This is a genomic window from Rhodococcus sp. NPDC058505, from assembly GCF_042720095.1.
Taxonomy (GTDB): Bacteria; Actinomycetota; Actinomycetes; order Mycobacteriales; family Mycobacteriaceae; genus Rhodococcus_G.
Genome location: NZ_JBHXNB010000024.1, coordinates 21,183 through 46,763, shown reverse-complemented (window position 1 = coordinate 46,763; position 25,581 = coordinate 21,183). Strand labels below are relative to the sequence as shown.

Below are 25,581 nucleotides of genomic sequence, written 5' to 3'. Positions count from 1 at the left end.
GTCATGGTCACGGTCGCGGAACGTCCCGCGTCGACCGGGCGGCCGGGCGCGCTCGCCACCCTCGCGGTGCGCTGGGCTGTGATCGCGGCGTGCCTGGTGGTCGGGTTCTGGGCGTCGACGCTGCGCACCCTGCCCGATTCGGCGGAGACCGGCCTGCTCTGGTACCTGATGCTGCTGCCGCTGCTCGGGATCACGATGGGTATCGGTGTCACCCGGCGCAGGCACGGCGAGCTGCCGATCCACGACCGCGAGGTCGACTACATCGTCGGGACGATCGCGCTCGGTGCATCGCTGGCGATCTCGTATTGGCTGGTGCCGCGGTACCGCGAGGAATTCCTGCTGCTGCGGCTGGACCTGCTGTCCGCGCTGGTGTTCGTCTTCGGCGCGTGCGTGCTGATGTTCGGCACCCGCGCGACGTGCCGGTACTGGCCGGTGTGGCTGGCGTACCTGGCGTTCACGCCGTGGGGCTACCGGACCCTGGTCATCACGCTCGGCGGATCGTGGTTCGCCGCCGGCGCGACGTTGGTGGTGATGGTCGCCGTCGCGACCGGCATCGCCGTCGCGCGGACGTGGCAGCGCGGGGTGATCGCCGCGCTGATCACGCTCGTCGTCGGCCTGGCGATGGTGGCCGCCGTGGACGCCCTGTGGCCCGCGTCGGACACTCCGCTGCTCCGGTCGCTGCCCGCCGTGGTCATTGGCGTGGTGGTGTGCCTGACCTCCTTGATCCTGCTGGCCAGACGCGGCACCGACCCGGGAATCTCGATCCGGGCGCCGCGCATGCCGACAGTTCGGTCGGTGGGCGTTGCCGTCGTCATTCTGATCGCCGCGACCGCCGCGCAGGCGTTCTCGCCGCTGCCGCCGCCGGTGACCGTCCACGTCGACCCCGGACCGCCGGAGGTGGCAGGCGAGACGTGGCTGCGGGTGCCGGACGGCTGGACCGAGACCGCCCTCGACACCGTCGACTGGGCACCGATGTTCTTCGGCCCGGACGCCACCTTGGTGCGGCAGATGCTGCGCGCGGACGAGGTGAACCCGGAGTGGGACACCAAGAACCGGGTCCGCAGCGTCGTGGTGGACAACATGCGCACCCACCAGCCCGAGACCCTGGCCGTGTATCCCGGCGAGATGCTGTATTCGACGCTGGGCAGCCGCCGGTCCGAGACGATCGACGTCGACCTCGGTCACGATGTGATCGGCAGGCTGTACACCGTCGTCGACGAGAACCTGTTCCTCACCTGGACGAAGCTGCAGTTCATCTGGCAGCGCGGCGACGTCACCCAGGTGGTGAACCTGCTGTCGGTGGACAACCACGATCCCGGTGCGACGTTCCCGGAACTGAATCCACAGACGGCAGCCGTCGCGGGCCAGTCCCTGAATGTGCTGTTGCGCGGCAACGCGATCCAGATCGATCAGCACCCGTCGTTCAAGGACGTGAACCTGCTCTCGACCCTCGGCCGCGAGCTGGTCGCCGAGCAGTGGAAGGCGGCGCCGTGACCGAGTCACCGGATCCCCAGCGCTCCCCCGAGTTCCGCGAGCGGGCCCTGCATGACGCCGTCAACGGTCTGCGCGAACGGGATCCGATGGCGTCGGCGTCACGGGCGTTCGTGCCGTGGCAACGGAACCTGCTGCTGGTGATCGCCGTGGTCGCGGTGGTGTGCCTGGCGTTCTTCCCGACGCCGACGCTGATCGTCGGGACGGCGCTGAGCACCGTCGCGTACGTGTTGACGCTGATCGACCGGCTGATCATCTTCCGGCGCGGCCTGCCCGCCGACGCGATCCACACCGTCACCGACGAGCAGGCCCGCGCGATCCCGGACGCGGACCTGCCGACGTACACGGTGCTGATGCCCGCCTACAACGAGACCGAGGTGATCGCACAGCTGATCGCCGCGATGGGCGCACTCGACTACCCGCGGGACAAGCTGCAGATCCTGCTGCTGCTCGAGGAGGACGACGCCACCACCATCGCCGCTGCAGCCGCGGCCGGGGTGGACGAGGTGGCGACCGTGGTGCTGGTCCCGGCGGCGGATCCGCGGACCAAGCCGAAGGCCTGCAACTACGGGCTGCACCTGGCGACCGGCGAGATCGTGACGATCTACGACGCGGAGGACATCCCGGAGCCGCTGCAGCTGCGCCGGGTCGCCGCGACGTTCGCCCGCCTCGACCCGAGGGTCGTGTGCGTGCAGGCGAAGTTGGCGTTCCGCAACGGAACCCAGAACCTGCTCACCGGGTGGTTCACCGTCGAGTACGGCGTCTGGTTCAGTTATCTGCTGCCCGGCCTGATGCGGATCAAGGCGCCGATCCCGTTGGGTGGCACGTCGAATCATCTGCGCAGGTCGGTGCTCGACGAGATCGGTGCATGGGATCCGTTCAACGTCACCGAGGACGCCGACCTCGGCGTGCGGATCGCGGCCGAGGGATACAAGACCGCGGTGCTGGACTCGACCACGCTCGAGGAGGCCAACAGCGACGCGATCAACTGGCTGCGGCAGCGGTCCCGCTGGTACAAGGGGTATCTGCAGACATGGCTGGTGCACACGCGGCGGCCGCTGCGGCTGTGGCGGGAGATCGGGTCACTGGCGTTCCTGCGGTTCACCCTGCTGCTGGCCGGCACCCCGATCATCGCCTGCCTGAACATGGTGTTCTGGTTCATCACCCTGACGTGGCTGCTGGGCCAGCCGCTGCAGATCGGGGAGATCTTCCCGCCGCTGGTCTACTACCCGGCGCTGATCTGCCTGGTGTTCGGCAACGCGGTCACGATCTTCCTGAACCTGGTCGGCTGCCGGGAGGGCCGCGACCCGCGCCTGCTGCTGGCCTGCCTGACGGTGCCGCTGTACTGGCTGCTGATGAGCATCGCCGCGATCAAGGGCTGCTGGCAGTTGCTGCGCAATCCGTCGTACTGGGAGAAGACGTTCCACGGTCTCGACGAGCCGTCGACCGAGCCGACTGTGGCCCCGACGGGGGCGCGGAAGTGAGGCGCCTGCGGCCGGTGCAGGGCGTGTTCGCCGCCGCCCTCGTCGTCTACCTGGTCCTCGGGTTCGTCCTCGCGCTGCGCTACCACTTCCTGATGGGCGACGCCCTGAGCCGGGTGCAGTCGGCGCAGGGCGCACTGTTCAGCCGCGACCCGCACCTCGCGGAGATCGGGTTCATCTTCACCCCGCTCACCTCGCTGGTCGAGCTGCCGCTGGTCGCGCTGAGCCCGTGGATCCCGGAGCTGACCCGCTACGGCCTTGCCGGGGTGATCATGTCGGCCGCGTTCATGGCGGCGGCGGTCGCGCAGATCTGGGGGATCGCCGCCGACCGCGGCACCCCGCGCTGGCAGCAGGTCGCCGTCACGCTGCTGTTCGCGCTGAACCCGATGATCCTGTTCTACGGGGCCACCGGGATGAGCGAGGCACCGTTCGTGTTCCTGATGTGCTGGGCGACACGACGATTGATCCGCTGGATCAGCACCGACGACGTGCACGACCTGATCTCGGTCGGCGTCGCACTCGGGCTCGGCTACCTGACGAGATACGACGCCGCGGCCGCGATCGCGACGGCCGCCGTGTTCGTCGCGGTCCTCACCCGCCTCCGCGCGGGCCGGTCCCGCGGCCACGCCCGCCGGTCGGCGCTGCTGGACGCGGTGATCGTCGTCGCGCCGGGCGCCCTCGCGGTGTCGGTGTGGGCGGTGACGAGTTGGCTGCTGACCGGGCAGCTGTTCGCGCAGTTCCAGTCCGGCTACGGCAACGCGCAGATCCTCGCCCAGTCCGGTGGCCCGTCGGAGGCGGGGCTGTCCGCGCTCGGGTTCTCGGCGGCGTCGATGCTGGTGTTGGCGCCGGCGCTGCCGCTGCTGGTGCCCGCGGTCGCGGTGCTGGCGGTCCGCCGCCGCGACCTCGAGGTGCTGGTCCCGACGCTGCTGTTCGGGTCGGTGCTCGCGTTCCAGACGTACTCGTATGTCACCGGGGTGACGTTCCCGTTCCTGCGCTTCTACATCTGCGTGATCCCGCTGATCGCGGTGTACGCCTTGCAGTTCAGTCCCGCGCGCGGTCCCCTGCCGTCCCGGCGTCCCGGCGCATATACCCGCGAGCGGGACGTGCGGCAGCCGCGGCTCCCGGTGGCTGCGCTGGTCGCCACGCTCGCGTTGGCGGCGAGCCTGCCGATCACGCTCGCCGGGATGGCGCACCGGCAGCTGTCGGTGCAGCAGTATGCGCTGGGGGTGCTGTTCGGCGGGGGTGAGGACGATCCGGCCGAGCAGGCGAAGCAGCGCGCGATCATGGACACCTTCGCCACCGAACGGCAGATCGCCGATTACCTGGACGCGATGAACCTGCCGGACGGATCGGTGCTGATGGACACCGTGTACGGGTTCGCGATCGTCGCGGCGTCGACGAACCCGAAACAGTTCGTGGTGCCGTCGGACCGGGACTTCGTGGCGGCGCTCAATGACCCGGCCGGGCACGGCATCGAGTACATCCTGGCGATCCCCACCTCGGGGCGCGGCGCGTCGGACGCGGTGAACCGCCGCTACCCCACCATCTTCGACAACGGCGGCGCCGTGGCGACGCTGGAGCTGGAGATCCCGAACACGGGCGCCGACCAGCCGACCTGGCGGCTGTACCGGGTGCCGGAGGGTCCGGACGCCGAGTAGCCGTTCAGTACGGCGGCCTGGCACCGACCGTGGTGTGCCGCTCCAGGATCCCGAACAGTGGATCGCCAGCACCGATGTCGTAGGTGGCCTGTGCCGGTCGCGGGTCGGGGACGAACGACCACAGCAACGCCCCCGCGGTACCCGCGGCCCGCTGCCCGCGGATCTTGGTCTCGATGTCGGCGGCCCGGTCCGCGAGGGACAGCCCGCCGCCCGCGGCCTGCCCGATCTCCGCGACCAGCAGCGGCTTGCCCAGGTCCCGCGCCTGCTCGAGCCGGCGGGCCAGCCCGTTCCACTCGTCGCCGGGCAGGGCGACGCCGTCGGCGTGATAGTCGTGGTACTGCAGCACATCCGCGTTCGGGGAGGCGCCGACGTACCGGTAGTCGTCGCCCGCGGTGCCGCACTGCCCGCCCCCGGTCAGCCCCGCGGTGATCAGCCGGTCCGGGTCCAGGTCACGCACCCGGTCCCCCGCCACGTCCATGAAGCGGCGCAGCACCGCCCCCGCGTCGTCGGGGCACAATCGGTTCGCGAAGTCGCAGTCGCCGTCGGGGCAGACACTCGTCTCCGGTTCACCGACGACTTCCCAGGCGGCAAGCGCGGGCGATCCGCGCCACCGGGCGACGGCGGTGTCCACCCAGTCGGCGAACGACAGCGGGACACCGGGTGCGGTCTCCCGCCAGCCGTCGACGTACCAGGCCCGCTGCTTGAACAGCTCGTCCTCGCACGCCCCGTCCTGCGCGGTGAGGACGGGGATCAGCAGCTGCCCGTGCCGGTGCGCCGCGGCGAACACGTTGTCCAGCGCGGTGAAGTCGAGCCTGCCGGTGTGCTTGTTCACGGCGAGGGATTGGAAGGCGTTGAACCGGGTGACGGTGGCGGCGGGCAGCAGCGCGAAGTAGCCGTCGAGATCCACCTGGGCGCCGCAGCCGCGGTTGATCGACCAGTCGGTGCCGAGCTGGTAGGCGTTCAGCCCGGCGGGCCACCACGGTCGACCGTCGAGGGTGAGCCCGGTGCCTGCGGCGCCGACCCGCGCCCGCACCGGACCGGTGACCGTCGTCAACTGCCCGAGGAGCCTGCCGAACCGGAGGATCCGCCGCCGGTGCCCGGATCGGGGATCGGCGGGGGCACCGAGCCGACGGTGGTGTACTTCGCGAGCACCCCGAACAGCGGGTCACCCGGGCCGACATCGAAGGTGCACAGGTCGTGCCGCGGATCCGGCACGAACGACCACAGCATCGCGCCCGCGGTGCCCGCGAGCCGCTGCCCGCCGATCTTGTGATCGACGTCCGCGGCGCGCTGTTCGAGGGTCTCGCAGGGTGCGCCCGCCATCTGCCCGATCTCCCCGACCACGATCGGCTTGTTCAGCTCCCGCGCCTGCCGGATCCGAACCTCCAACCCGTTCCAGATGTCGCCGGGCAGCGGGATGCCGTTGAAGTGATAGTCGTGGTACTGCAGCACATCCACGTTCGGGGAGTCGTTCACGTACTTGTATTCCTCGCCCGCGCTGCCGCACTGGCCGCCGCCGACCAGTCCCGCGGTGATCAATTCACCGGGGGCGTGCCGACGGATCACCTCGCCGGCCTCGTCCATGAAGTTGCGCAGCACGACCGCGGCGTCGGGTGGGCAGATGCGGACACGGAGCACACAATCCCCGATGCACACACCGGGTTCCGGCTCACCGACGGTTTCCCAGGCCGCCAGTGCGGACGAGTTCTTGTAGCGGTCGACGACCGCACCGATCCACGATTGGAACGACGGCTCGAGGCCGTGCTGCTGGGTCTTCCAGCCCTCGATGTACCAGTCGTGCTGCTTGAACTGCTCGTCCTCGCACGGCCCCTCCTGCCCGGCCATCACCGGCACCAACAGCTGGCCGTGCCGCTGCGCGGCCTCGAAGACGCGGTCGATCGGGCGCCAGTCCCGTTGCCCGGTGGTCTTGTTCGTCGCCAACGCCTCGAACGCGTTGAACCGGGTGACGGTGCGCGGCGGCAGGTCCGAGAAGTAGGCGTCGAGGTCCACCTGGGCGCCGCAGCCGTGGTTGATCGACCAGTCCGTCGCAAGTTGGTAGGCGTTGAACCCGGCGGGCCACCACGGCTGGCCGTCGAGGGTCAGGCCGGTGCCCGCCGCACCGACCCGGCCACCGGTCTGGGCGTTACTCACCGCCGGGGACAGGGCCCCGACCCCGAGAATCATCACCGCCGCGACGAGGGCCGCCCGGGCCCAGCGTGCAGCGAACGCTGTGGACACCATGGTCCGACGTTACCGCCGGACCCGAACCGCCGCGCGGCGACGGCGTCGCGTGGCCGATCGGATACGGTCGATTCGTGTCCAGCGATGTGAACAACGCCCCTGCTGCGTCCGCCGAGAGCGGCCCCACCCTGTCGGTGTACGACGCGATCCGGATGCGCCGCGACGTGCGCGCCGAATTCACCGGTGACCGGATCGACGAGGAGCAGCTGACGCGGATCCTGCGGGCCGGGCACAACGCGCCGAGCGTCGGCAACACCCAGCCGTGGGATTTCGTTGTGGTGCAGGATCCGGCCACCCTCGGCACGTTCGCCGACCACGTCGCGGGCTGCCGCCGCAACTTCGCCGACTCGCTGCCGCCGGAGCGGCAGGAGACGTTCGATCCGATCAAGGTCGAGGGCATCCGCGAGTCCGGCACCGGCATCGTCGTCACCTACGACCCGAGCCGCGGCGGAGCGAACATCCTCGGCAGGCACACCGTCGACGACACCGGCGTCTTCTCGGCGGTGCTCGCGATCCAGAACATCTGGCTGGCCGCGGTCGCGGAGGGTATCGGCGTGGGGTGGGTGTCGTTCTACGAGGAGGACTTCCTCACCGAGCTGGTGAAGGTGCCCGCGCCGATCCGGCCGATCGCGTGGCTGTGCGTCGGCCCGGTGTCCCGGTTCCAGGACACGCCCGACCTGGTGCGGTTCGGCTGGCGCGAGGCGCGCCCGCTGTCCGAGGCCGTGCACCGCGAGTCGTTCTGACCTGCACGAATGTCGCGCCGCGCACAGGCGGGCGCGGGTGTGGCCGGAACCTCGCCACGAAATCCGACCCCCGGTGAGACAGATCGGGAAAGACACGGTAGATTCGGACACGACACCAATGGTGTCCAGCACGCTCGATTGCACCTCCCCCCCTGTGTGCAATCGAGCCGGTGGCGGGGAGACACCCCCCTGTACCCCGCCACCCCGCTGGGGGGATCCCAGCCTTCTTCTTCGCTCACTTCCCTGACGCCGCGCGCGATGCCGCGCCCCAGGGGGATCTGATTTCCCCACCGGGCCGAACGTCCGCGGTCAGCGCACCATGCCGGGCGGCAGCTGCAGCCCCGGCGGGACCTCGATCTGGATGGGTGCGGGCAGGTTCAGGTACCGCGGTCCCGGCGGGGGCGGCGGCGTCGGCTCGGCGGTGGTGGACGGTTCCCGGTCCGCCGTCACCACGGGCGCGGCCAGCGTCGGAGTCGGCGTCGTTGTGGTGGTGGTCGTTCGCGGAGGGGTGGTGGTCGGGGTCGTCTGCTCGACGATGACCTCGGAGACGGCCGGCTCACGCTGACTGGTGGTGTCGTCGCCGCGGTCGAGCGCCAGCCCGATCGCCGCGATCACCAGCAGTCCGCTCGCGGCGGACCCGGCGAGGGCCAGCTGCTTGCGCGTCGCCCCGCCCGGCAGGCGGCGGACGGGGGTCGTCGCGGTGTCCGACCAGTTCGGTTCGGGCAGTGCGGGTTCCGGGGTCGCCTCGACCGGTGCCGCGAGCAGTGCGGCGCCCTGCGCGGCGACCATCTCCGGTTCCGGGGGCTGCACGATGGGCAGCGCCAGCCACCCCTGCAGCACCGACTGGACCAGTGGAATGCGCGCTCCCCCACCGAGGAACACGAGCACGTCGGGGCGACGTCCGGACGCGGCGATGACCTCGCGGGCCAGCCGTGCGGACCCCTCGACGGGCACCCGGATGAGCGCGTCGAACCGTTCCCGGTTCAGCAGGATCAGCCCGCGATCCCCCGGCAGGCACACCGCGCCGATGGTGGACAGTTGCTCCTTCGCGGTGCGGCAGCGGGCGGTGAGTTCCGCTGCGGCCCAGGTGTCGACGGGTCGTTCGTGGCCCCGTTCCCGCACCTGCTGTTCGGCGATGAGGGCGTCGAACTGGTCGCCGCCGACGACGTCGCTGCGTTCACTGGTGATGACGCTGCGGGTGTAGCGGTCGACGACGCTGATCGTGACGCCGGTGCTGCCGAGGTCGTAGAGGACGAGGGTGTGGGTGTCGGGGCCGAGCTGCCCGACGCTCTCGAGGAGGGTGACGACGGCGGCGGCCTCGGGTACCAGTTGGTAGTTCCACAGGTGCTGCCGGGCCATCGCGGCGTGGATGGCGTCCGCGTCGACTCCGCTGCCGTAGACGATGCCGGTGGCGCCGATGTCGCCGTGCCATTCGTGTTCGAGGAGGACCCCGATGGACTGGGCGGCGAGGTCCTCGACCGGGCCGGTGACGACGTCGACGGCCTGCTGCTCGAAGGCACCCGGCTGATCGGCCGAGTGATAGTGGTCGGTGCGGGTGGCCATGCGGACAGCACTGGCCCCGACCGAGACTCCCAGCACCGCGCTCATCGCGTCGTCCTTGTCTGTCGGCGTGCCCGCCCCCGATTGCGCGCACTACGAACCCGGGGCAGTCTAACCAACCGGTAACGCCGCGCCAGACCCCGTCCGGACAGATCGGACAGCCCGCGCGGGCGGAGCCGGTAGCCGGCCGTTAGCCTCCCACCGAGGCGGTTCCGCTGTCCGGCGACGATCCGGTGTTGCCCACCGGTGTCGGGGGTTACGGCGTCGGCGACTTCGCGAAGTTCAGGTATGCCTTCGACGGCGTCGGGCCCCGCTGCCCCTGGTACTTGGAGCCGACGGATGCGCTGCCGTACGGGTTCTCCGCGGGACTGGTCAGCCGGAACAGGCACAGCTGGCCGATCTTCATCCCCGGCCACAGCGTGATCGGCAGGTTCGCGACGTTGGACAGTTCGAGGGTGATGTGCCCGTTGAAGCCGGGGTCGATGAACCCGGCCGTCGAATGGGTGAGCAGACCGAGCCGACCGAGGCTCGACTTCCCCTCCAACCGTCCGGCAAGATCATCGGGGAGGGAACAGAATTCGAGCGTCGACCCGAGGACGAACTCCCCCGGATGCAGCACGAACGGCTCCCCCTCCGCCGGCTCGACCAGGCTGGTCAGCTCGTCCTGCTGCTGCGCCGGATCGATGTGCGTGTACTTCGTGTTGTTGAACACCCGGAACAGTCGGTCCAGGCGGACGTCGACGCTCGACGGCTGCACCATCGACTCTTCGTACGGATCGATACCCAGACGGCCAGTGGAGACGGAGGAACGGATGTCACGGTCGGAAAGAAGCACGACCTAGAGGGTAGACGCACGACCGAGCAGGCGTCTGCTAGAGTTGCCGCTCGCAGGGACTTGCACCACTCGCAGGGTGGCGTTTGCCCAGCGTGCCGATGTAGTTCAATGGTAGAACATCAGCTTCCCAAGCTGAATACGCGGGTTCGATTCCCGTCATCGGCTCAATAGGGTGTTCACCCTTTGGGGCCTCTTGGGTTCACCTATTGGACCCGCAGACGGAATCGGAATCAGATTTCCCGCGCGAATGCACTAAAGCCGACGTAGACGGCCAGTTCTCGCTTCCGCTGCAACGCAAACAGGCCCGCGTGCACGCTCACGACCGTTGGTGAGCAGCGATTTTCGTGATGTGGTCGAGGTCGAGCCGCGGAATCCGTGGATTTCGCTTCCGGTGCGAGGTGGCTATCTGCCGAACCGAGCAGCAGACGAGGATTCCGCGTGGCGCCGGGATACGGAACGACGCGGCCGCATACCGATGCGGCGGACAGGCTCGGGCTCGCCCAGGAAACGGCCCCACGGATCGAGGCGTTCGCGTTTGGAATACCAGTCGTGCAGGTTGAGAAGGTTCAGTGCCGCGAGGGTGAAACCGATGAGTAGCGTGTAGCGACTGATTCCGAAGCCGCGGAAGTAGCCACGGTGCACGTGCAGCCGATTCTGCTTCAAGTCCGCGAACACGCTCTCGATGCCGACACGTCGGTGATACGACGCCTCCCACGCCAGGGTGCCGTGCTGGAACGGCATCCTCATGTCGGGGTAGTCGGTGTCGTGCAGGGTGATGGTGTGGCCGCACCCGCATTCCTTGCCACGAACGCAGGACGTGGTGGGCACGCCCTGCGGCGCTCGCATCGAGATCGGGTTGTTCGGGCACCGCACCCGCACAGCTGGCACGGCCGGCCCGCGGTAGCGCTGCGCCCCGCCGAGGTGGCGGGCATCGTGCGGAACGTACGCGTACGCCTGCCGCGCCTGGTGCCGGCGCTCGACCCGGACGCGTTCGTTCTCCTTCATGTCGGTGTCGATCGGGTCGATGTCGTACAAGCTTTCGGGGAGGCTGTCCGCGTAGAGAACCCCGTCAATCCAGATGGTGTGTGTGCCTTTCGGTCCGGGGTGCATGCCGCGTTGGTTCGGGTGCAGGTCGTAGATGGTGGTGTACCCGAGTTTCCATACCGGGATCGCGAACGTGCCGTTGCGGACGTTGTTGTAGGCGCGGTCCGCGATGAGTTGGCGAGGTTTCGGGATCCGATCTCGCAGTGCCTCAACTGCGGGGAGTCCGCCCTCACCTTTGTGCGATCCCGCCGGGGTGAGGTTCATCGCGCGTGCAACCTGCACCACCGGCCCGAGGCCAGGAGCGGCGGGGACATCGGTGATCACGTGTAGGTCGTATCCACAGAAGTAGCAGGTCTCCTCGAACTCCGCGCTGCGCCAGCCCATCCGAGCAGTGACATCCACCGTATAGATGTACCTCGTGTCCTTGCCGACGCGCGCCTTCGGTAGTTGATGCCCACGCCGCCGAGCGTGCGGATGTTTCGGGTCCGGAGGCGCGAGCGGGTGATCGGGTGGCGGCAGCCCGTCGGGATCCGCATCGACGCGCGGTTTGCGGAAATTCACTCTCCCCCACGTCGAGACGTCCGTCGAATCCAACGCAACGGCCCCAGTCGGTGGATGGCACCAGAGGGATGCGTCGAGCAGGGCCTGCGCGAAGGCACGTCCGGTCCACTCCGGATACCGGGATGGTTGACACGCCCACATCATTCGACGTAGTGCGTCGTTGACGGACTTGTACGTGATGTCGGCGTGCGACGGCAGTCCCAGTGCTCGGCGCTGCGAGCCGGTCCACCCGCGGACCACCGCGGTCACGTTCGTCTGGTGCAACGGGATGCCGAGCATCGGTGTGACCAGGTACGCGGCGAGGAAGGCATCGGCGGTGAACACCCGATGTACGCCGCGATGGTGCTCGAACACCTCACGGACGAAATCGCGCGCAGTGCAGTGCTCGATCAGCGCGAGGACCCGCTTGAACTGCCACGGCTCGGTCCGGTACACCGCAGTGCTCACCTCGTGCAAACGCCGCACGCGGCGGGGGTCCGCCGCAGGCCGGCGGTGGCGCGGGCGCGAATGCTTCGTCACCACGGCACCGCCTCCGCGAGGGCATCGAGCTCGGCACTCGTCCACCACCGCCGCCACTTCCGCGGCGCAAAGCCAGCAAGAATGGCGGCGAGCCTGGTGGTGTTCGCCAGCCCCGACATCCTCATGAACACCGGCAGCGGAACGGCCTGCACCATGGCAACCTCCCACGTCAACCGCAGCCGCGACGCCGTCACCGGTTCCAGCCCGTCAGGGACCTCGCATCGCCCCAGCAAAAGCCCCACGAACTCGACCCGGGGCACCGGATCCCGGAACAGGTGACCTCCACCCGCCTGCTTGGCCGCATCAAGCACCGCGGCGGCATACGCCGGTCGGACCGGGACCTGCCGTGCTCTCGGCCCCGACACGGCAACGATCACATGCTCACCACGCCGCCGGATGTCCGAGGCCCGGACACGAAGCATCTCGGTACCACGCAGCCCCGCACCGACGCCAAGTGCTACTGCCGCGGCGAGACCCTGCCGGCGTACGACGCTGCGCTGCCGCGGCGCCCACCACAACAGCTGCGAGACTTGCCTCCCCGAGTACGGCACCGTCGAGCGGGGATACGGCAGGGCCTCGCGGGGTGGCTCCCACGGAGCTGCCCGCGTGATGCGCCGCGACAGCGTAGTCAACGTGGACCGTCGCGTGCAGCGCGTTGCGTCCGACAAACCGCCGATAGTGACGGCATACCGGTTCACTGTCGCCGGGTGGAAGATCTGCTCGACGTCGAGCGGCAAACCTTGATCGAGTGCCCACCGCACCAGCGACGTCACCATCCCGATTCGGCCCATCGCGACCTGCGCCACCTGCGTCGGCGCGAACCCTCGCCGAACCACCTCAACGACGAACGGCCTGATCGCCTCCCACTCATCTTCCGGCATGCGCGGGGCGTACAGCTCGATGATCTCCTCCGGGGTCCGAGGCGCCATCACTGCTGCCCTCCCAAGCGCCGCCAGTTCAGCGAACCGACCTGCGGCGCAGGCAGATACGGAACCAGATCCGACAGCGCTTTCCCGCTGGAAATGCCGGCGGCCGCGAAGATCTCCGCGACACCGCAGTCGGTGAGCACCCCGGTCAGCCACGTCGACCGCAACCGCGCCACCTTCAACAGAGGGATTCCGGACGGGTACTCGAACGAGCCCACCAGCGCCGACGCCTGATCCCGACCCACACGCCGCGACGCGATCAGCGGACCCTTCCCTGCACCGTCGGCGACTTGCCGCATTCGCTCGACCCACCAGGTGCGGACAGGAACGACTCGCTCCGCCCCGGCCGGCCCGAGGCGCACCGCCGCCACCCTCTCGACATCGACGACGTCCTCCCCCGTCACCGCGAACAACTCCCGCGCCCGAGCCCCCACCCCCACCGTCAACGCCAGCACCGCGCGCATCGCCTGCACCCGAAACGGCCCGTTCTGGGCAGCCGCGGCCTCCCAGTACTCGTCGATTTCCGCGTCGGTGTACGGCGGGGACAGCCCCTGCCGCGACCCGCGCTCGTTAGGCCCGGGCCACGGCGCCCGACGCGTCACCGCCCTCGCGAGGGCCCGCAATCGGGAGAGCTCCGTCGACCGCGACGTCGCAGCGAGTTCCCGCATCCCGGTCGCCTGATACCGCTCGAGTACTTCCGGAGTCAGGACAACCTCTCGGTCCAGGTCGTAGCCGACATCGAGGGCCCACACCGCCAATCGGGAGAGCACCTTGAGCGCGTTCGCGGCCTGACTGTGCAACGTCGGCGCCGACAACTCGACCGTCTCGCGCACCCACGGACCCACCACCGCCCACGCCGCCGGATCAACCGATCGAGGTTCAAAACACCTGATACACGCCGCGATCGACCCCGGATCATCGGTACGGCGTCGATACGCGGCCATCACCGATCACCACAGCAGTGAAGGCGAGCAAGGCACCGCGGGCGCTCTGGCCGCATCAAGACACAAGAGAGTATCGTCATGAGTGCGTTCAACCTCATGAGTCACTTGGATCCACGCGGGATCATGGTTGGCAGCTTGCGAGGGACACCGACTCCAACTCGGCGTCCCTCGTCGTCTCAGTATCCGTGTATCGACACCACCTCACCAAGTACAGGCAACGGCACTCGCTCTACGCGGCGGCGTAAGCGAGGAGGTGGAATTAGGTGGCGTAACAACAACGCTAGACCGCATCGACGCGGCACAACACTCCCCAGCCAGGTTGCGTGTCCGGCGAACCTGGACCTCGCTCGAAGCGCCACAGCCCGGTCACCGAACTGCCGCCATTCACCGCGCGACCGTAGGCCTACAATCAAAGTGCGGGCTCGCTCCCACACGGAGCGCACAACCCGAAGCGCCGCCACAGGTGGTGACGGCACGGTTCACGGCGCCAGCGGAGGGCCCCCGACGTCGCCGGGCTTTGCGTAGATGGGCGTCGAGATGGGGACAACGCCCATATGCCACCACGGAGCGAGCGAATCGTCATGGCGGGCAACAACCACACACCCGAAGCCGACGTCCGCGAGATAATCGCAGACCTTCGATCCATACTCGGTGCGAAGCTCGTCGCCTACCTCGCTGGAATCCACAGCACGGATCTGGTCCGCCGTTGGGCAGACGGCACGGGCCCGCTTCCCGACCGCGCCGTCCTCGACCGACTCCAGGTCGCCCTCACCGCCGCTCGCCTCATCACAGCCCGGGACACTCCCGCTGTCGCGCAGGCCTGGTTCCAGGGCCGCAACCCCGCTCTCGGCGATCAGCCGCCGGCGCGACTTCTGCGCGAAACGAACCCTGGCATGGTCCGCGACATCGTTCTCGCTTCGGCAGCCGAATTCACCTCGCACGGTGGATGATCGACGACATCACGGCATCACGGTGCGCAACACACGCTGCGCCGCGGTAAACGCACCGCGTCAGCTCGGCCGGGCGCGAAGCAACGAGGGCACTCTGCTCCGGCCGCGCACCCACTCCTCGATGTGAGGATCAATCCACCCGAGCAGCTCGAGCAGCTCGCTGTGCAAACCGGCGAGGTCGAGCCCCGTCCCGCCGATCTGTGCTCGGTGGATCGGCTCATGGTGCGCGACACGGTTGCGCAGGGTGTTGAGGTGGTCGAGTCGGCTGTAGACGCTTTGGCGCCGGCGCGGCTGGAGATGGGGATACGCGAGGCGTAGACACGGCGTCCACAGAGTGGCCTCGTAGCCTCTGGCGTGCAGGAACCGCCAGAACCCGAACATCAGCTCCGCGACCACCCGACCGGGCAACTCGGTCCGGCCACCGCGGGTCGCTCGTTGCCTGGCCTTCGCGATGTCGTCCTGAGACGCCCGATTGAATGCTGGGTGCAGGTACCACAACGGGCCCGCCCCCTGCTGCCTGGTCCACGCGTCGAGCTGGTGGTGGCAGGCGTTCCGCAGGGCGACCTCGAGGTGACCGAGGTCTTCGAACACCGCCGCACTGATGCGGCTGTTCCACTCGTACAGATCCAATGCGCGCTCGATGTCTCCGCCGGTCGCAGCCCTGTACGGGGCGAGTCGTTCGGGCGTGAGCAGGGTGTCCAGGCTCTGGGTCAGCTCGGTGGAACGGTTGGTCATCTCACTCCGGTCGTTGTGGCCGTTCGTGGAAAGTACTGTAGGATTTTCTGTGAAGACCCCGGATCGGCCTCTGCACTTCGTGCATGTCACCGGGGTTTTGATATTCCCACCCAGTGCGACGTATCCGGGGTCACTCGAGGTCGAAGTAGTTCGCGGCCTGCGCACGGATCCGGTTCAGGCGCTTCGAGACAGCGCTGTGGTTGCTGTAGCCCAAGGTTTCGCCGACCTCGGTCAGCTTCGTCATACCGCTGTGCAGCAGGACGACGATCTCCCGGTCACGCTCGTTGAGGAGTGTGAGGAAGTCCCCGTACACAGTCCGATCGATGACCTCGGTTTCCGGGCCCTGCACCAGGATGGTGTCCGTCAGCTCCACAAAGCGGACCTTGACCTTCGCCCGCTTGTTGTACAGCTTCCGCTCGAAATCCTCCCGAGCTCGAGTCCAATACGAGGTGAAGTCGTCCTCCACCCGATTCGACCGCACAGCATCGAGGATGCCCCGCAGCCGGCCATCAGCATCGGCAACCTCCACGGTCCTACGCGTGACCTCGTCGGCCTCCTCCTCACCCGCCCACAGCTCGCCGCCACACCGTGGGTTCTCCACCGTCGCCCCCATGAGCATTGACCCGTCCTCCAGGACCGCCGGGCCGATGGGTGCTCCGTTCTCGACGATCGGAAACTCTCGGAGCACGTCCTCCATCACCTGGGTCACTGGCGGGATCCAGAAGTCGAGATTGTGCGCGAGCAGGCGGATCGGATCCGCACTGGCGAATCCCCACATCGGCGACGCCGGCATGAGATGTCGCCAGACAGTGCCGGCCCACGCCCGCGACAACCGGTCGGCGAAGTCGGTTGGGAGATAGAGGTCCGGGCTGACCCAGTCAGCGAGGAACGGCCACTGCCCGCGGGCACGCATCGGCAATCCATGACGCTCGACCGTCCTGCGCGGAAGGAGATGGAACAGCGGCGAGTATTCGTGATAGCGCGTGCGGGTGCGGGGTACGAACACCACGTTGATGTCGCCGCGGTCGGCGACCCGCTCGAGCTCTGGAGGCAGATCACCTCCGGCTCCGGCGATCCGTCTGCGGAACTGAGCGGCCTCCCACATCATGTTCCACTCCGAGATCGCCACCTCCAGTCGCGGCTCGGCACTCCATGCCGGCAGAGGCACCGTCACGTACTCGGGTGGCTCCGGGTTCTGCGCACGAAGGACAGCCTTGAACAGCAGGCCCGCGGAAGCATTCCACATGGCCGGGTACCGTTCCGGATCGGCGCGCTCGTCTCCGGGATCGAGAACGACTCCCAGATCACGCTCGCGGGGTTCCGTGCCAGTGTCGTCGAGCATGTCAGGTTCGTCAGTCATCTCGGTGATAGTCATACCTAGGACACGACAACACGACGCAAGTTCGTTCCATCAGCACGACGTGACGTACACCACACAGTGGGCGCTCCCGACGCACGGGCGCTGGGCGCTGCCCCCGGACCGCGTCATCTCGAAGATTGAGCGGATGAAACGCGGCCGCCGGTAAGCGGACAGACGTGACATCACCTGCTGAAGACGCTGTCGCGATCACCGACGGATGAAGCGGTCGCTGCCGTTGACTGTCATTTCCGGTCTCCGGATCGGGGTGCTTGGCGGCATGATCCGGCTCAGCGGCGCCGGGCCACAAAGCGATTCGCTGATCGTTCGGCGACCGGACGGGGCCGAAGCAGACGGCATCGTCACTTCCCTGGGCGGCCCTCGATCGGGGTGGTGCCGCAACGTGGGTCCGTACCTGCACTGCTTTCATGGATCTGACTGGGACGTCGCGGCTGTGCTTAGCGACGAGCACCGCCCCACAATCGGAGCTGAATGAACCAGTCACCGGTCGAGTGGGTGAAACGTGGGGCCGAGGGGCAACCCCGTCCCTGTACACATGTGACACGATCACTGCATGACCGGCAGTGGACACGACGAACCTGCAGGAGACTGGCGCCCGACCGCTGCCGATAGTCCGTTCACACTCACAGTCGACGGGGAGATCTTCACCGTCAGCCTGCGCCCAGAAGAACCCGGCGCTTCCGACTACGACTGGGTATCGGGCCCGAATGACGGCTACGGATTCTCCAGCTTCCAAGGCACGGCCTTCGCCAGCATCCAGGACCGAGCAGACACCCCGTCGGCCATCGAGCCGATCACCGTGGACGAGCACCGCGAGTCGATCCGCAACTTCCTCGACCAGATCAACCCCGACACCGGCTACATCGGCGACTGACACCGCCCCGAGACCGGTACGGTCGCCGCATACGATCGGATGATGGCGGACGGCACGGCAATCGCGGAGGACTTCTTCACCCACCGCGACGGCGCGAGTCGCACCTATTCACCCACGCGACGCCGGAAGACACGGCGCCACCGCCAACTGCTCGAACGCTACGACCAGACCACTGGCTCCTGGTCGTCCCGCGCGCTACATGCCTGCCTACACACCCTCACGTTCAACACGTCATCCGAAGCGTGGTGCGTCGGCGTCCTCGATGCCTGGACCGACGGCGATTCGGCGTTCTGTGTGGTCTACCGCTACCGCGACGACCCTCGAACACTGGGGACACGTCGGCTGGTGGATGATCACGGCGACCCGTACGGTCCCGGCCCCGACGACCCCGAGCAGTTCGGGCACACTGTCGCCACCAACGACATCGGCGAACCTCTCGGAACGGTGGCACGGTCGCTACAACGCGACGCCGCACGTATCCACTGGTGGGGATCACTCGGCGACTTCCTGCCGTCACCACCGGCCGACCACGACGGCCCGGTGCAACCAGCGAACCCGCCGACCAGAACCCGGCGTGTACGGGACATGACGATGCGCGACATCGAGTCCGCGATTGGCGACTCAATCGAGTACTACAACGACTGGGTGTCCATCGCCGACGTGCTCGCACCGTTGGGGACGACTTCGTGGGTCGCCGACCGAAGCGAGATCCGACGGGTCCTCGAATGTATCGACATCAGTGAGCGTTTCCGGCTTGGCAAAGTCCGTGACGGCTTCGTCGAAATACCGAAATCGCTTCCGGTCCCGGCTCTGCTCGACCACATATTCGGTCACGAGAAGCCGGCGGACCGATCCTTCGCGATGATGGAGCTGTTCATCGCGACGACCTGACTGTTTGCGTGAGCCGCGGGCAGCATCCGCGCCGCCCGACCGGGATCGAGTGTCATCGCATGGAGCAGCGCCAGCTCGACCAATGCCGTTCGCTGAGCCCAGACATTCCCTTGAGTCGCGGCGCTAGGGCGACAATGACATTTGTTTCAGAATCGGAGAGCTAACTCATCGTCGGACAATCGATTTCATCGTCTCTGCCGAGGAGCGATGCTGCTGAGTGAGTGCCGACACGACTCCTACAGTGCCCTCACGACCCAGTTGCAGCCCTGCAGGTCAGGAAATGAATCTCGTCCCCGCGTCGCATTGTGGCGCGGGGACGTGCAGAATCGTTCTGCCGGTTCAAGCGAAAGTATCGAGATCGAGGACGATTTCGACACCTTCCTTTTCAATGACGATCTTCGCGTGTTCGGCACCGGTCGCGGCGAGGTATTGCCGGAGCGTTGACAGCAGGAGATCGTCGCGGCGCTCGATTCGAGACACGGTTCCTTGATCAGTGTCGAGCAATGCGGCGACTTGTTGCTGCGTCAGGTTGCCGGCCTTACGGATGTCGGCGAGTCCTTCGGCGTGGACTCGTTTGAGGTCCTGGGCTTCCGAGATTGGCGCGTCGACGTTCACACACTCAGTATGTATTTGAAACCATATGGTGTCAACGCCATGTTGGCGGTAGGGTTGCCGGGTGACTTCGCCGACGCCACCCACCGCCCTGGTCAGCTGGGCTCACAAGAACACCGACTGGGACCCGGAGCAGGAGCAGTCGTGGGAGAACGCGGTCAGGTCCCTTGTGGAGTGTCTGCGTGCGAAGGGTGTTGATGCACACATCGACCTCTACTACCAGAACGACAGTTCGATCGACTGGACTCGTTGGGGTCAGAAGATGGTCCGCGACAGCGACTTCGTAATTGTCGCGGTCAGCACGGCGTGGAGACAGCGCTGGGAGGGAACGAACGAACCCATCGTCGGTGCCGGCGCGGTCGTGGAGGCGGACACCCTCAAGGGACGGTTCAACAAGAACCAGCACGAGTTTCAGCAGAAGACGCTGATCGTGATGCTTCCGGGCGTGTCCGACGGAGATCTACCCGCGGACCTGTACCGGCTCAACCGGTTTTACGTCAAAGAGTTCACCGACACCGACGACGGCATCCAACGTCTCCTTCGTATGCTGCACGAGCGTCCCTTGCACATCCTTCCAGAGTTGGGCCTGCGGCCGGACCTGCCACCGGAACCATCAGCGCTGTCGCCGAAACTCATCCCGGCAGAGTCGAGCAGTCGGCAGTCGCCGGCGCGTGACCGAGCGACCGGCGGTAGTGGAGGCCCGCAGCCATCGGGGAGCACCGCGACACGAGACATCAGCGTCGTCGGAAGCGGCAACACGGTCACCGTCGGCGGACACCACGTGCACAACACCCACGTCACCATGGCCGCTACAACGCCCTACGAGAGCGCTGACCGCGATGAGTACCTTGACCGCCTGAACGCGGTGTCTCGCTCTAGGCTCGAACATCGGCGACTCGGTGCCGGACTCTCGCCGGAACAGGTCTCTCGGACCCTCACTGAACGGGTTTCCGTGCCTCGGCAGCTCGATGAGCTCGTCGCCGGTGACTACCTGTTGCTCATCGGTGCGCTGGGGTCGGGGAAGTCCGACATCGCCGAAGAGTGGTTGCGCTGCCGCATCGAGGACGCCAAGAAGACTCTGACAGCACCAGTGCCGGTATGGGTGCCCGTCCGGGACCTTGACGGGCAGATCAGTGAATACGTCGTCAATGAAGTCGGCCTCGACGCTCTGGCGGATCTCGGCGCCGACGTGGTGATCGACGGCCTTGACGAGCGGACCGACGAGGCAGCCGCCATCCTCCGTCAAGCCTCCGAGTTCGTCGCCAAATGGCCGAAGTCGAGAATCATTCTGACATCGAGAACGCAGGAGAAGGTCACCGAGCGCGTCGTTCCAGTTCCGCCGTTGAGCAGATCGAGCGCCGAACGGCTGATGAGACTGGTCGCAGGGCGCCCGATTGGCGGCCTGGGACGGCACCTCGACCAGGCCGTTGAACGCCCCTTCTTCGCCCTTCTGGTGGCCTTGCACGCCAGCGCTGTGGAAGGCGCGACCGGGGTTCCCGAACTGATCGACCTCGTCGTCGAGGACGTCGTTGCCGCTGAAGGGCACAATCTGTACACCGGGCTGCGGCGCCTCGCTGTCGAGACGATCCGCAGCGGCAAGGCTGTTGATCCCGCCCGATTCACCACAACCGATTTGGCCGTGCAGATCAGGAAATCGTCTCTGGTGACGACTACGGGGCGGAAATGCGCCTTCTCCCTTGCAATCTACGAGCAGTGGTTCGCGGCGAAAGCTCTCCTGGAAGGGGAGGCATCTGTCGACGAGCTGCTGACATCGCTGCGGGCTTTCGACCGCTGGAAGTATGTGCTTGCGATGGTCCTCGCCGCGGGGGAGCCCACCCGAGTTGACCCGGTGATGGCGGCGGTCGCGCGATGGAACCCCGGTGCCGCATCGTGGGTGATCAACGAAACCCACAGCGGCGGGCTCTCACACACCGCTCCGGACTTCGAGCCCGACGACTGGGAAGAGGTGGGCCACAGGCTCCGTACTGCCACCGCGGCGTGGCTCGACGGACTCGGTCCCCTCGCCGAGGCATTTTTCCTCTTCTCGGCCGCCGAAGCCCAGGACCTCGACGAGGTCACCGTGGCGGTCAATATCGACTACTCCAAGGTCGCCGTCAGCTGGATGGTCTCCGATGCTGGGACGAACGACGTTCTTCCTTCGGTGATTTCAGGAGACCTGCCGATGAACCGCTCGCGCGTCTCGCGCAGCCACGCGATCCCTACCGGGCTGAACTGGGTATGGGAAATCTCGCGCGACCACCTCGCTCACGACGTGGCGAAGCGATTCCTCGGGATTGCTCTACGAATCGGTCAGCAGCAACCCGGCGTTGTCCAGCGCGAGGTGCACGACGGGGTCAGAATCAGAAGTGCACAGTTCGCATTGCCCGGACAACTCGAAGCCGATCCCGAGGCAATTGCGCCCCTGTACCCGGAGGGCGACATCGCACCGAAGTACGCGACGCCGTGGTGGTCCTTCACACCTGAGCGGATGCTCGACCGTGTGCAGCAGGTCATCACCGCGGCGATGGCCTGCTATCTCGAGCTCGCCGAGATCGTGACGCCCCGATTCGGAGACACCCTCGGACACCGCGGTCTCATGCCAGCGGAGTTTTACGGAAACGTCTACCACGACCCGACCCGCGAACGCAGCCCGTTCGAGTATCCCGGACCGAGCGAGCCCGGGATCCGGTGGTTACTCAAACCGACTGGCACCCCGAGCCCGGACGGACGTCGCCCCGGGGTCAACACAGTGTCGCTGACATTGAACGACGAAGCACGGATCAAAGAGATCGACGATGACCGCGACACGCTCTACAGCTCATTCAGAGCCTACGTCGAGGCATACCCTCCGTACGAAGCCTTCGCGCCCAATTTCTCCACTCACTCTGGCCGCTTCGACATGCACAGCGCCACGCCAGCGACCAGGCTCGCATTGTCGTGGCTGTGGGAGGACCTCACAGATCTTGGCTGGGTCGACGGACACTTTCCCACGAGTTGGTAGCCGGCGGAACATCCGAAAGCCTCATGTCGCCGCCGACGCGCTAGCTGGCCCAGAGCGTTCGTAAGGCGATGAGCCTTCCGAGGCTGGCTACCGGGACGAAGTCTCGGTAGCCAGTGCTATGGCAAGGGTCTTTGCAGTCGCATCACTCGTCAAGTTTGGGTTCGTCACCTTCCGCATCCTTCTGCTGCGGCCCGTCGGCGAACTTGATGCGATCGGGCGGAGTGAACTTGAGGTTCTCGAGCGCCACCCGGAAGTCAGGCGACGGAGTGAACTTGAGGTTCTCGAGCGCCACCCGGAAGTCAGGCGACGGAGTGAACTTGAGGTTCTCGAGCGCCACCTGGAAGTCTGGATTGATCTTCATTCCGTCGATTATCGAACGGTAGATAGCCGGACTCAGTCCAGCATTTGCGGCAGCATCTGCTCTCACCCACGCTCGCCGCTGTGGATCGTCAGCGGCAGCCTCGATGGCCTCGATCGTCAGCTCCGCCACCTGGTTGTCAGCGTTGACATAGATGCGACCAGACACCACGAGCGGCTTCGACTCCTCCGCGACATCCCCAGCCATACTTGTGATCTCAACGGTGGCATCGATTTCGCAGTTGAACCGCGCAGTCCATGCGCCGGCTGCTCGACGCGCAGCCTCACTGAAACGAATGGCATTAGCCGCTCGAACACAGCCAATCACCGTAGCGGACACCGTGTCCAACGGAAGAGCCGCCGAGCGCGGGTCGACTGACGCCTCGAATAGAGCGAGCATCAGGCGCCGATCCAGTTCACTCCGCTCGACGGCTGCCCACAGCTCATCACGTTCCGCATCCGAAAGCGGCGCAAACTTCGAAAGGAGATGCTGCTCCAGTCGGCTCAGACCACGCGCGTAGAACACACGATCCCTCAAACCGCTCCGGTCAAGCTCTTCCGCCAACTCCGAATGCCAAGCGAGCGGGTAGTCCAGCGTGTCCCGTTGATCCTTCGTCTCGTTCTTAGCCCCGAAATCCGAGTAGTTGTCGCTAACAAACCAGACATCGCACTCCGGATGCCTGCCAGCCACGGCGAGCACGGTTAGCCATATCAGAGTGTCACGATACCCATCCTTCGTTCTGCCCTCATCTGCTTTCCCGATGCGGGCGTATGGCGCCCGACCCATGGATGCCCTGCGTGCGATGTCCATATGGTCGATGGTGGCTGGCAGAGGTGCAATCTCTATCCCTAGCTCTGCAAGCCGACTTCCGAGTACCGCTTCGTATCCTTCGTGGCGAGCGTCATCTGCGGCAAGTAGCGACTCGAACTCCTTGTGCTTGTCGAGTTCGATGAACCAGTCCTTTAGGTTGGCTAGCCGATTTCTATCAGGCCGCCAAAGTCTGCGGACAACATTCACTGTTTCCATGACCACAACCTCGGGCACGACAAAGTGGAGCTTCCACTCGCCGACATGTGCGTAAAGGCCGGTCCACTCGTCGGTATTCAGGTATGGGATGCGGGCCAGGATGTTGGTGTCGAGGACGACGATCGACTTACTCACCCGGACAGTTTGCCTGTTGCCAACGAGCTGACCTGACCGGGTCCGAAATAGGGCCCTTGTTGGCGTGATCCTGATCGCCGACACCCTGAACGGGTGCTTGACGGCCACGACGACCTTCGGCATATCGAACGGTGATCGAGGATGAGCCCGTCAGACTCTCCATCACCCTCCCTCCCACCGCCCAATCGCTCCCTCATTGGTCGCGACCTCCGCCGCTTCTCCTCTGCGCCGTCCGTCCAGCAGCGGCCGAGCAAGCCAAGCCACAGCCAGCTCTCCCCTCCCCCACAGGGGCGGCTCTCCGATCTCGGCCTGCCGTAGTCAGTTCGGGACATCGAACCCCTACAGTGAGGAAGCTCGATTGAGGCCCATCTTGGAACGGGGGGTGTCATGGCCGGAGCCGCACGCTCGACGGCCGCGCCTGCCGGATGCCGAACGCGGACTCTGCCATGCCGACCTACTCGTGCGGCGGCGACTCCCGGGCATTCACCCTGTTGCGGTCGCGACGAGTTCCCAAGAGCGCCTGGCGTCCCGCCTCTACCGAAGGCAACCTGCGGCGGCGGTCCTGCTGTGGACGAGCTTCGGATGCGCCTCGTTGAGCTGCATGTTCAACGGCGATCTGCGGTACACACCCGAGTGACGCGAGAGCCTGCCGTTGTCAGGTGCTCGACGGGTTCGACCTAGCGGTTCAGGGCCGTGAGCGACGCGTAATCCGTCTCTGGAACTCATCCAGATTTGGTGTGATCTGGAGCCCTTCTTATGTGTGACTACCAACGGGTCAGCAAATCCAATCTGCATGCAGCCCAGAACGGCCCGTCATAGGTGAACACCCTTCAATCAATCAATCTCTCTCTACCGAATACCGCTGGTGAGCACCGCATTTAGGGCAGGGCGAACGTTACGGCAGCGGGTACCGGGCACCACGTAATCGCGTGCGTGCCCACTACGTGCCCACGCCGACTGGAAAGCCCGCGATTTCATGCCCTCACGCCCCTGGTCGTTCGGAACCTTCCGCCGTCTGCCCTCCGGTCGCTGGCAAGTGCGCTACTCGACGCCGGACGGTTCGCGCCATACCGCCCCGCACACGTTCGGCCCGCGGCGGGCTGCGTCCGACACTGGTTCAGCGCCGGCCGGTGTCAGTCGAGGTATCCAGTCTCGGGGTTGATGTCGGAGAGAAAGCTTCTGATCGACTCGCGGTGTTCGTCCATGCTTTTCAAATACCGCGCGTCCGGGTCGCCGACCGTCCTCACCGGACCGCCACCAAATCCGTAACCCTGGTTCGGTCCTGACTCCCAGTCGTAGTCACACCCACCGTCATCCCGCATGCTGAGTGTGAACACCTCACCCTCGACTTCGAGGGTGATCGGATCTTCGCCGGGCAGGGGACGATAGCCGTCAGGTGGATCATTGGCAGTCACACTCCGATTCTCGCTGAAGCGAGCACGCAGTCGCGATCCGCGACACGGCTGGCCTGGACGACACCCGGCTACGCGAGAGTGCGCGACCGAGCGGACGAGTTCGCCGGCCTTGCTGGCCGACCCCGGAGCCCTGTTGGCGGTCGCGGACAACGCGAGCACCCGAACGTCTGGAGGGCGGTCCAACCCCGTCATCGAGCGGATCC

The 25,581-nt window shown here is 66.7% G+C and carries 20 protein-coding genes and 1 tRNA gene; 9 read left to right on the top strand and 12 right to left on the bottom strand.

From position 1 onward, the window contains the following. Window positions 1–3: 3 nt before the first annotated feature. The 3 genes from ACFWPA_RS16660 to ACFWPA_RS16650 are packed head-to-tail and all read left to right on the top strand — an operon-like array spanning window position 4 to window position 4,630. The gene (locus ACFWPA_RS16660) at window positions 4–1,494 is read left to right on the top strand and encodes a hypothetical protein (protein ID WP_378508966.1); all 1,491 of its coding nucleotides are present in this window, start codon (window positions 4–6) and stop codon (window positions 1,492–1,494) included. Next, window positions 1,491–2,975 carry a glycosyltransferase gene (locus ACFWPA_RS16655; protein ID WP_378508967.1) on the top strand — a complete coding sequence of 495 codons (1,485 nt, stop codon included), beginning with the start codon at window positions 1,491–1,493 and terminating at the stop codon, window positions 2,973–2,975. The genes ACFWPA_RS16660 and ACFWPA_RS16655 overlap by 4 nt, the downstream gene beginning before the upstream one ends. Beyond that, window positions 2,972–4,630: a glycosyltransferase family 39 protein gene (locus ACFWPA_RS16650; protein ID WP_378571027.1), complete on the top strand. Its 1,659-nt coding sequence runs from the start codon at window positions 2,972–2,974 to the stop codon at window positions 4,628–4,630. Before ACFWPA_RS16655 ends, ACFWPA_RS16650 begins: the two co-directional genes overlap by 4 nt. 4 nt (window positions 4,631–4,634) lie before the next feature. On the opposite strand, the gene ACFWPA_RS16645 is transcribed toward ACFWPA_RS16650, so the two are convergent. Both ACFWPA_RS16645 and ACFWPA_RS16640 read right to left on the bottom strand, forming a co-directional pair. Next, complete coding sequence (locus ACFWPA_RS16645) at window positions 4,635–5,684, bottom strand: beta-mannosidase (RefSeq protein WP_378571025.1); 1,050 nt, start codon at window positions 5,682–5,684, stop codon at window positions 4,635–4,637. Beyond that, window positions 5,681–6,871: a beta-mannosidase gene (locus ACFWPA_RS16640; RefSeq protein ID WP_378571023.1), complete on the bottom strand. Its 1,191-nt coding sequence runs from the start codon at window positions 6,869–6,871 to the stop codon at window positions 5,681–5,683. Before ACFWPA_RS16640 ends, ACFWPA_RS16645 begins: the two co-directional genes overlap by 4 nt. Window positions 6,872–7,005: 134 nt before the next feature. On the opposite strand from ACFWPA_RS16640, the gene bluB reads away from it, so the two are divergent. Beyond that, window positions 7,006–7,614, top strand: a complete 609-nt coding sequence (bluB, locus tag ACFWPA_RS16635; protein ID WP_378571041.1) for a 5,6-dimethylbenzimidazole synthase — start codon at window positions 7,006–7,008, stop codon at window positions 7,612–7,614. A gap of 309 nt (window positions 7,615–7,923) precedes the next feature. Here the strand turns inward: bluB and ACFWPA_RS16630 are convergent, their stop codons facing one another. Continuing rightward, window positions 7,924–9,222 (bottom strand): Hsp70 family protein, encoded by a 1,299-nt coding sequence (locus ACFWPA_RS16630; protein ID WP_378571021.1) that lies wholly within the window; start codon window positions 9,220–9,222, stop codon window positions 7,924–7,926. A gap of 208 nt (window positions 9,223–9,430) precedes the next feature. Continuing rightward, window positions 9,431–10,009: a dCTP deaminase gene (gene dcd / locus ACFWPA_RS16625; RefSeq protein WP_378508972.1), complete on the bottom strand. Its 579-nt coding sequence runs from the start codon at window positions 10,007–10,009 to the stop codon at window positions 9,431–9,433. A 94-nt stretch (window positions 10,010–10,103) separates the two neighbouring features. On the opposite strand from dcd, the gene ACFWPA_RS16620 reads away from it, so the two are divergent. Then, window positions 10,104–10,174 (top strand) — tRNA-Gly (locus tag ACFWPA_RS16620). A gap of 237 nt (window positions 10,175–10,411) precedes the next feature. On the opposite strand, the gene ACFWPA_RS16615 is transcribed toward ACFWPA_RS16620, so the two are convergent. From ACFWPA_RS16615 to ACFWPA_RS16605, 3 genes are all read right to left on the bottom strand, one after another. After that, a complete protein-coding gene (locus ACFWPA_RS16615) occupies window positions 10,412–11,614 on the bottom strand; it encodes a hypothetical protein (protein ID WP_378571019.1) in 1,203 nt (400 codons plus the stop codon). Window positions 11,615–12,129: 515 nt separating this feature from the next. Then, window positions 12,130–13,062 carry a hypothetical protein gene (locus ACFWPA_RS16610; protein ID WP_378508974.1) on the bottom strand — a complete coding sequence of 311 codons (933 nt, stop codon included), beginning with the start codon at window positions 13,060–13,062 and terminating at the stop codon, window positions 12,130–12,132. Continuing rightward, window positions 13,062–13,892 (bottom strand): hypothetical protein, encoded by an 831-nt coding sequence (locus ACFWPA_RS16605; protein WP_378508975.1) that lies wholly within the window; start codon window positions 13,890–13,892, stop codon window positions 13,062–13,064. The genes ACFWPA_RS16610 and ACFWPA_RS16605 overlap by 1 nt, the downstream gene beginning before the upstream one ends. A gap of 692 nt (window positions 13,893–14,584) precedes the next feature. Here ACFWPA_RS16605 and ACFWPA_RS16600 point away from each other — a divergent pair. Beyond that, window positions 14,585–14,953: a hypothetical protein gene (locus ACFWPA_RS16600; protein ID WP_378508976.1), complete on the top strand. Its 369-nt coding sequence runs from the start codon at window positions 14,585–14,587 to the stop codon at window positions 14,951–14,953. Window positions 14,954–15,013: 60 nt separating this feature from the next. Here ACFWPA_RS16600 and ACFWPA_RS16595 read toward each other — a convergent pair whose 3' ends face one another. Further along, on the bottom strand, window positions 15,014–15,688 hold the full coding sequence (locus tag ACFWPA_RS16595) for a hypothetical protein (protein ID WP_378508977.1): 675 nt from the start codon (window positions 15,686–15,688) through the stop codon (window positions 15,014–15,016). Between the two features lie 130 nt (window positions 15,689–15,818). Beyond that, a complete protein-coding gene (locus ACFWPA_RS16590) occupies window positions 15,819–17,048 on the bottom strand; it encodes a sigma-70 family RNA polymerase sigma factor (RefSeq protein WP_378508978.1) in 1,230 nt (409 codons plus the stop codon). Window positions 17,049–17,619: 571 nt separating this feature from the next. On the opposite strand from ACFWPA_RS16590, the gene ACFWPA_RS16585 reads away from it, so the two are divergent. Both ACFWPA_RS16585 and ACFWPA_RS16580 read left to right on the top strand, forming a co-directional pair. Further along, window positions 17,620–17,940: a hypothetical protein gene (locus ACFWPA_RS16585; RefSeq protein ID WP_378508979.1), complete on the top strand. Its 321-nt coding sequence runs from the start codon at window positions 17,620–17,622 to the stop codon at window positions 17,938–17,940. 42 nt (window positions 17,941–17,982) lie between these two features. Continuing rightward, window positions 17,983–18,831 (top strand): hypothetical protein, encoded by an 849-nt coding sequence (locus ACFWPA_RS16580; RefSeq protein WP_378508980.1) that lies wholly within the window; start codon window positions 17,983–17,985, stop codon window positions 18,829–18,831. Between the two features lie 339 nt (window positions 18,832–19,170). Here ACFWPA_RS16580 and ACFWPA_RS16575 read toward each other — a convergent pair whose 3' ends face one another. Next, window positions 19,171–19,446 carry a helix-turn-helix domain-containing protein gene (locus ACFWPA_RS16575; RefSeq protein ID WP_378509354.1) on the bottom strand — a complete coding sequence of 92 codons (276 nt, stop codon included), beginning with the start codon at window positions 19,444–19,446 and terminating at the stop codon, window positions 19,171–19,173. Between the two features lie 61 nt (window positions 19,447–19,507). Here ACFWPA_RS16575 and ACFWPA_RS16570 point away from each other — a divergent pair, with 61 nt between their 5' ends. Continuing rightward, on the top strand, window positions 19,508–22,444 hold the full coding sequence (locus ACFWPA_RS16570; protein ID WP_378509353.1) for a hypothetical protein: 2,937 nt from the start codon (window positions 19,508–19,510) through the stop codon (window positions 22,442–22,444). A 142-nt stretch (window positions 22,445–22,586) separates the two neighbouring features. On the opposite strand, the gene ACFWPA_RS16565 is transcribed toward ACFWPA_RS16570, so the two are convergent. Further along, window positions 22,587–23,963, bottom strand: coding sequence for a PIN domain-containing protein (locus ACFWPA_RS16565; RefSeq protein WP_378509352.1), 1,377 nt, complete (start codon window positions 23,961–23,963; stop codon window positions 22,587–22,589). A 1,133-nt stretch (window positions 23,964–25,096) separates the two neighbouring features. Beyond that, on the bottom strand, window positions 25,097–25,378 hold the full coding sequence (locus tag ACFWPA_RS16560; protein ID WP_378571016.1) for a hypothetical protein: 282 nt from the start codon (window positions 25,376–25,378) through the stop codon (window positions 25,097–25,099). Between the last annotated feature and the right edge of the window lie 203 nt (window positions 25,379–25,581).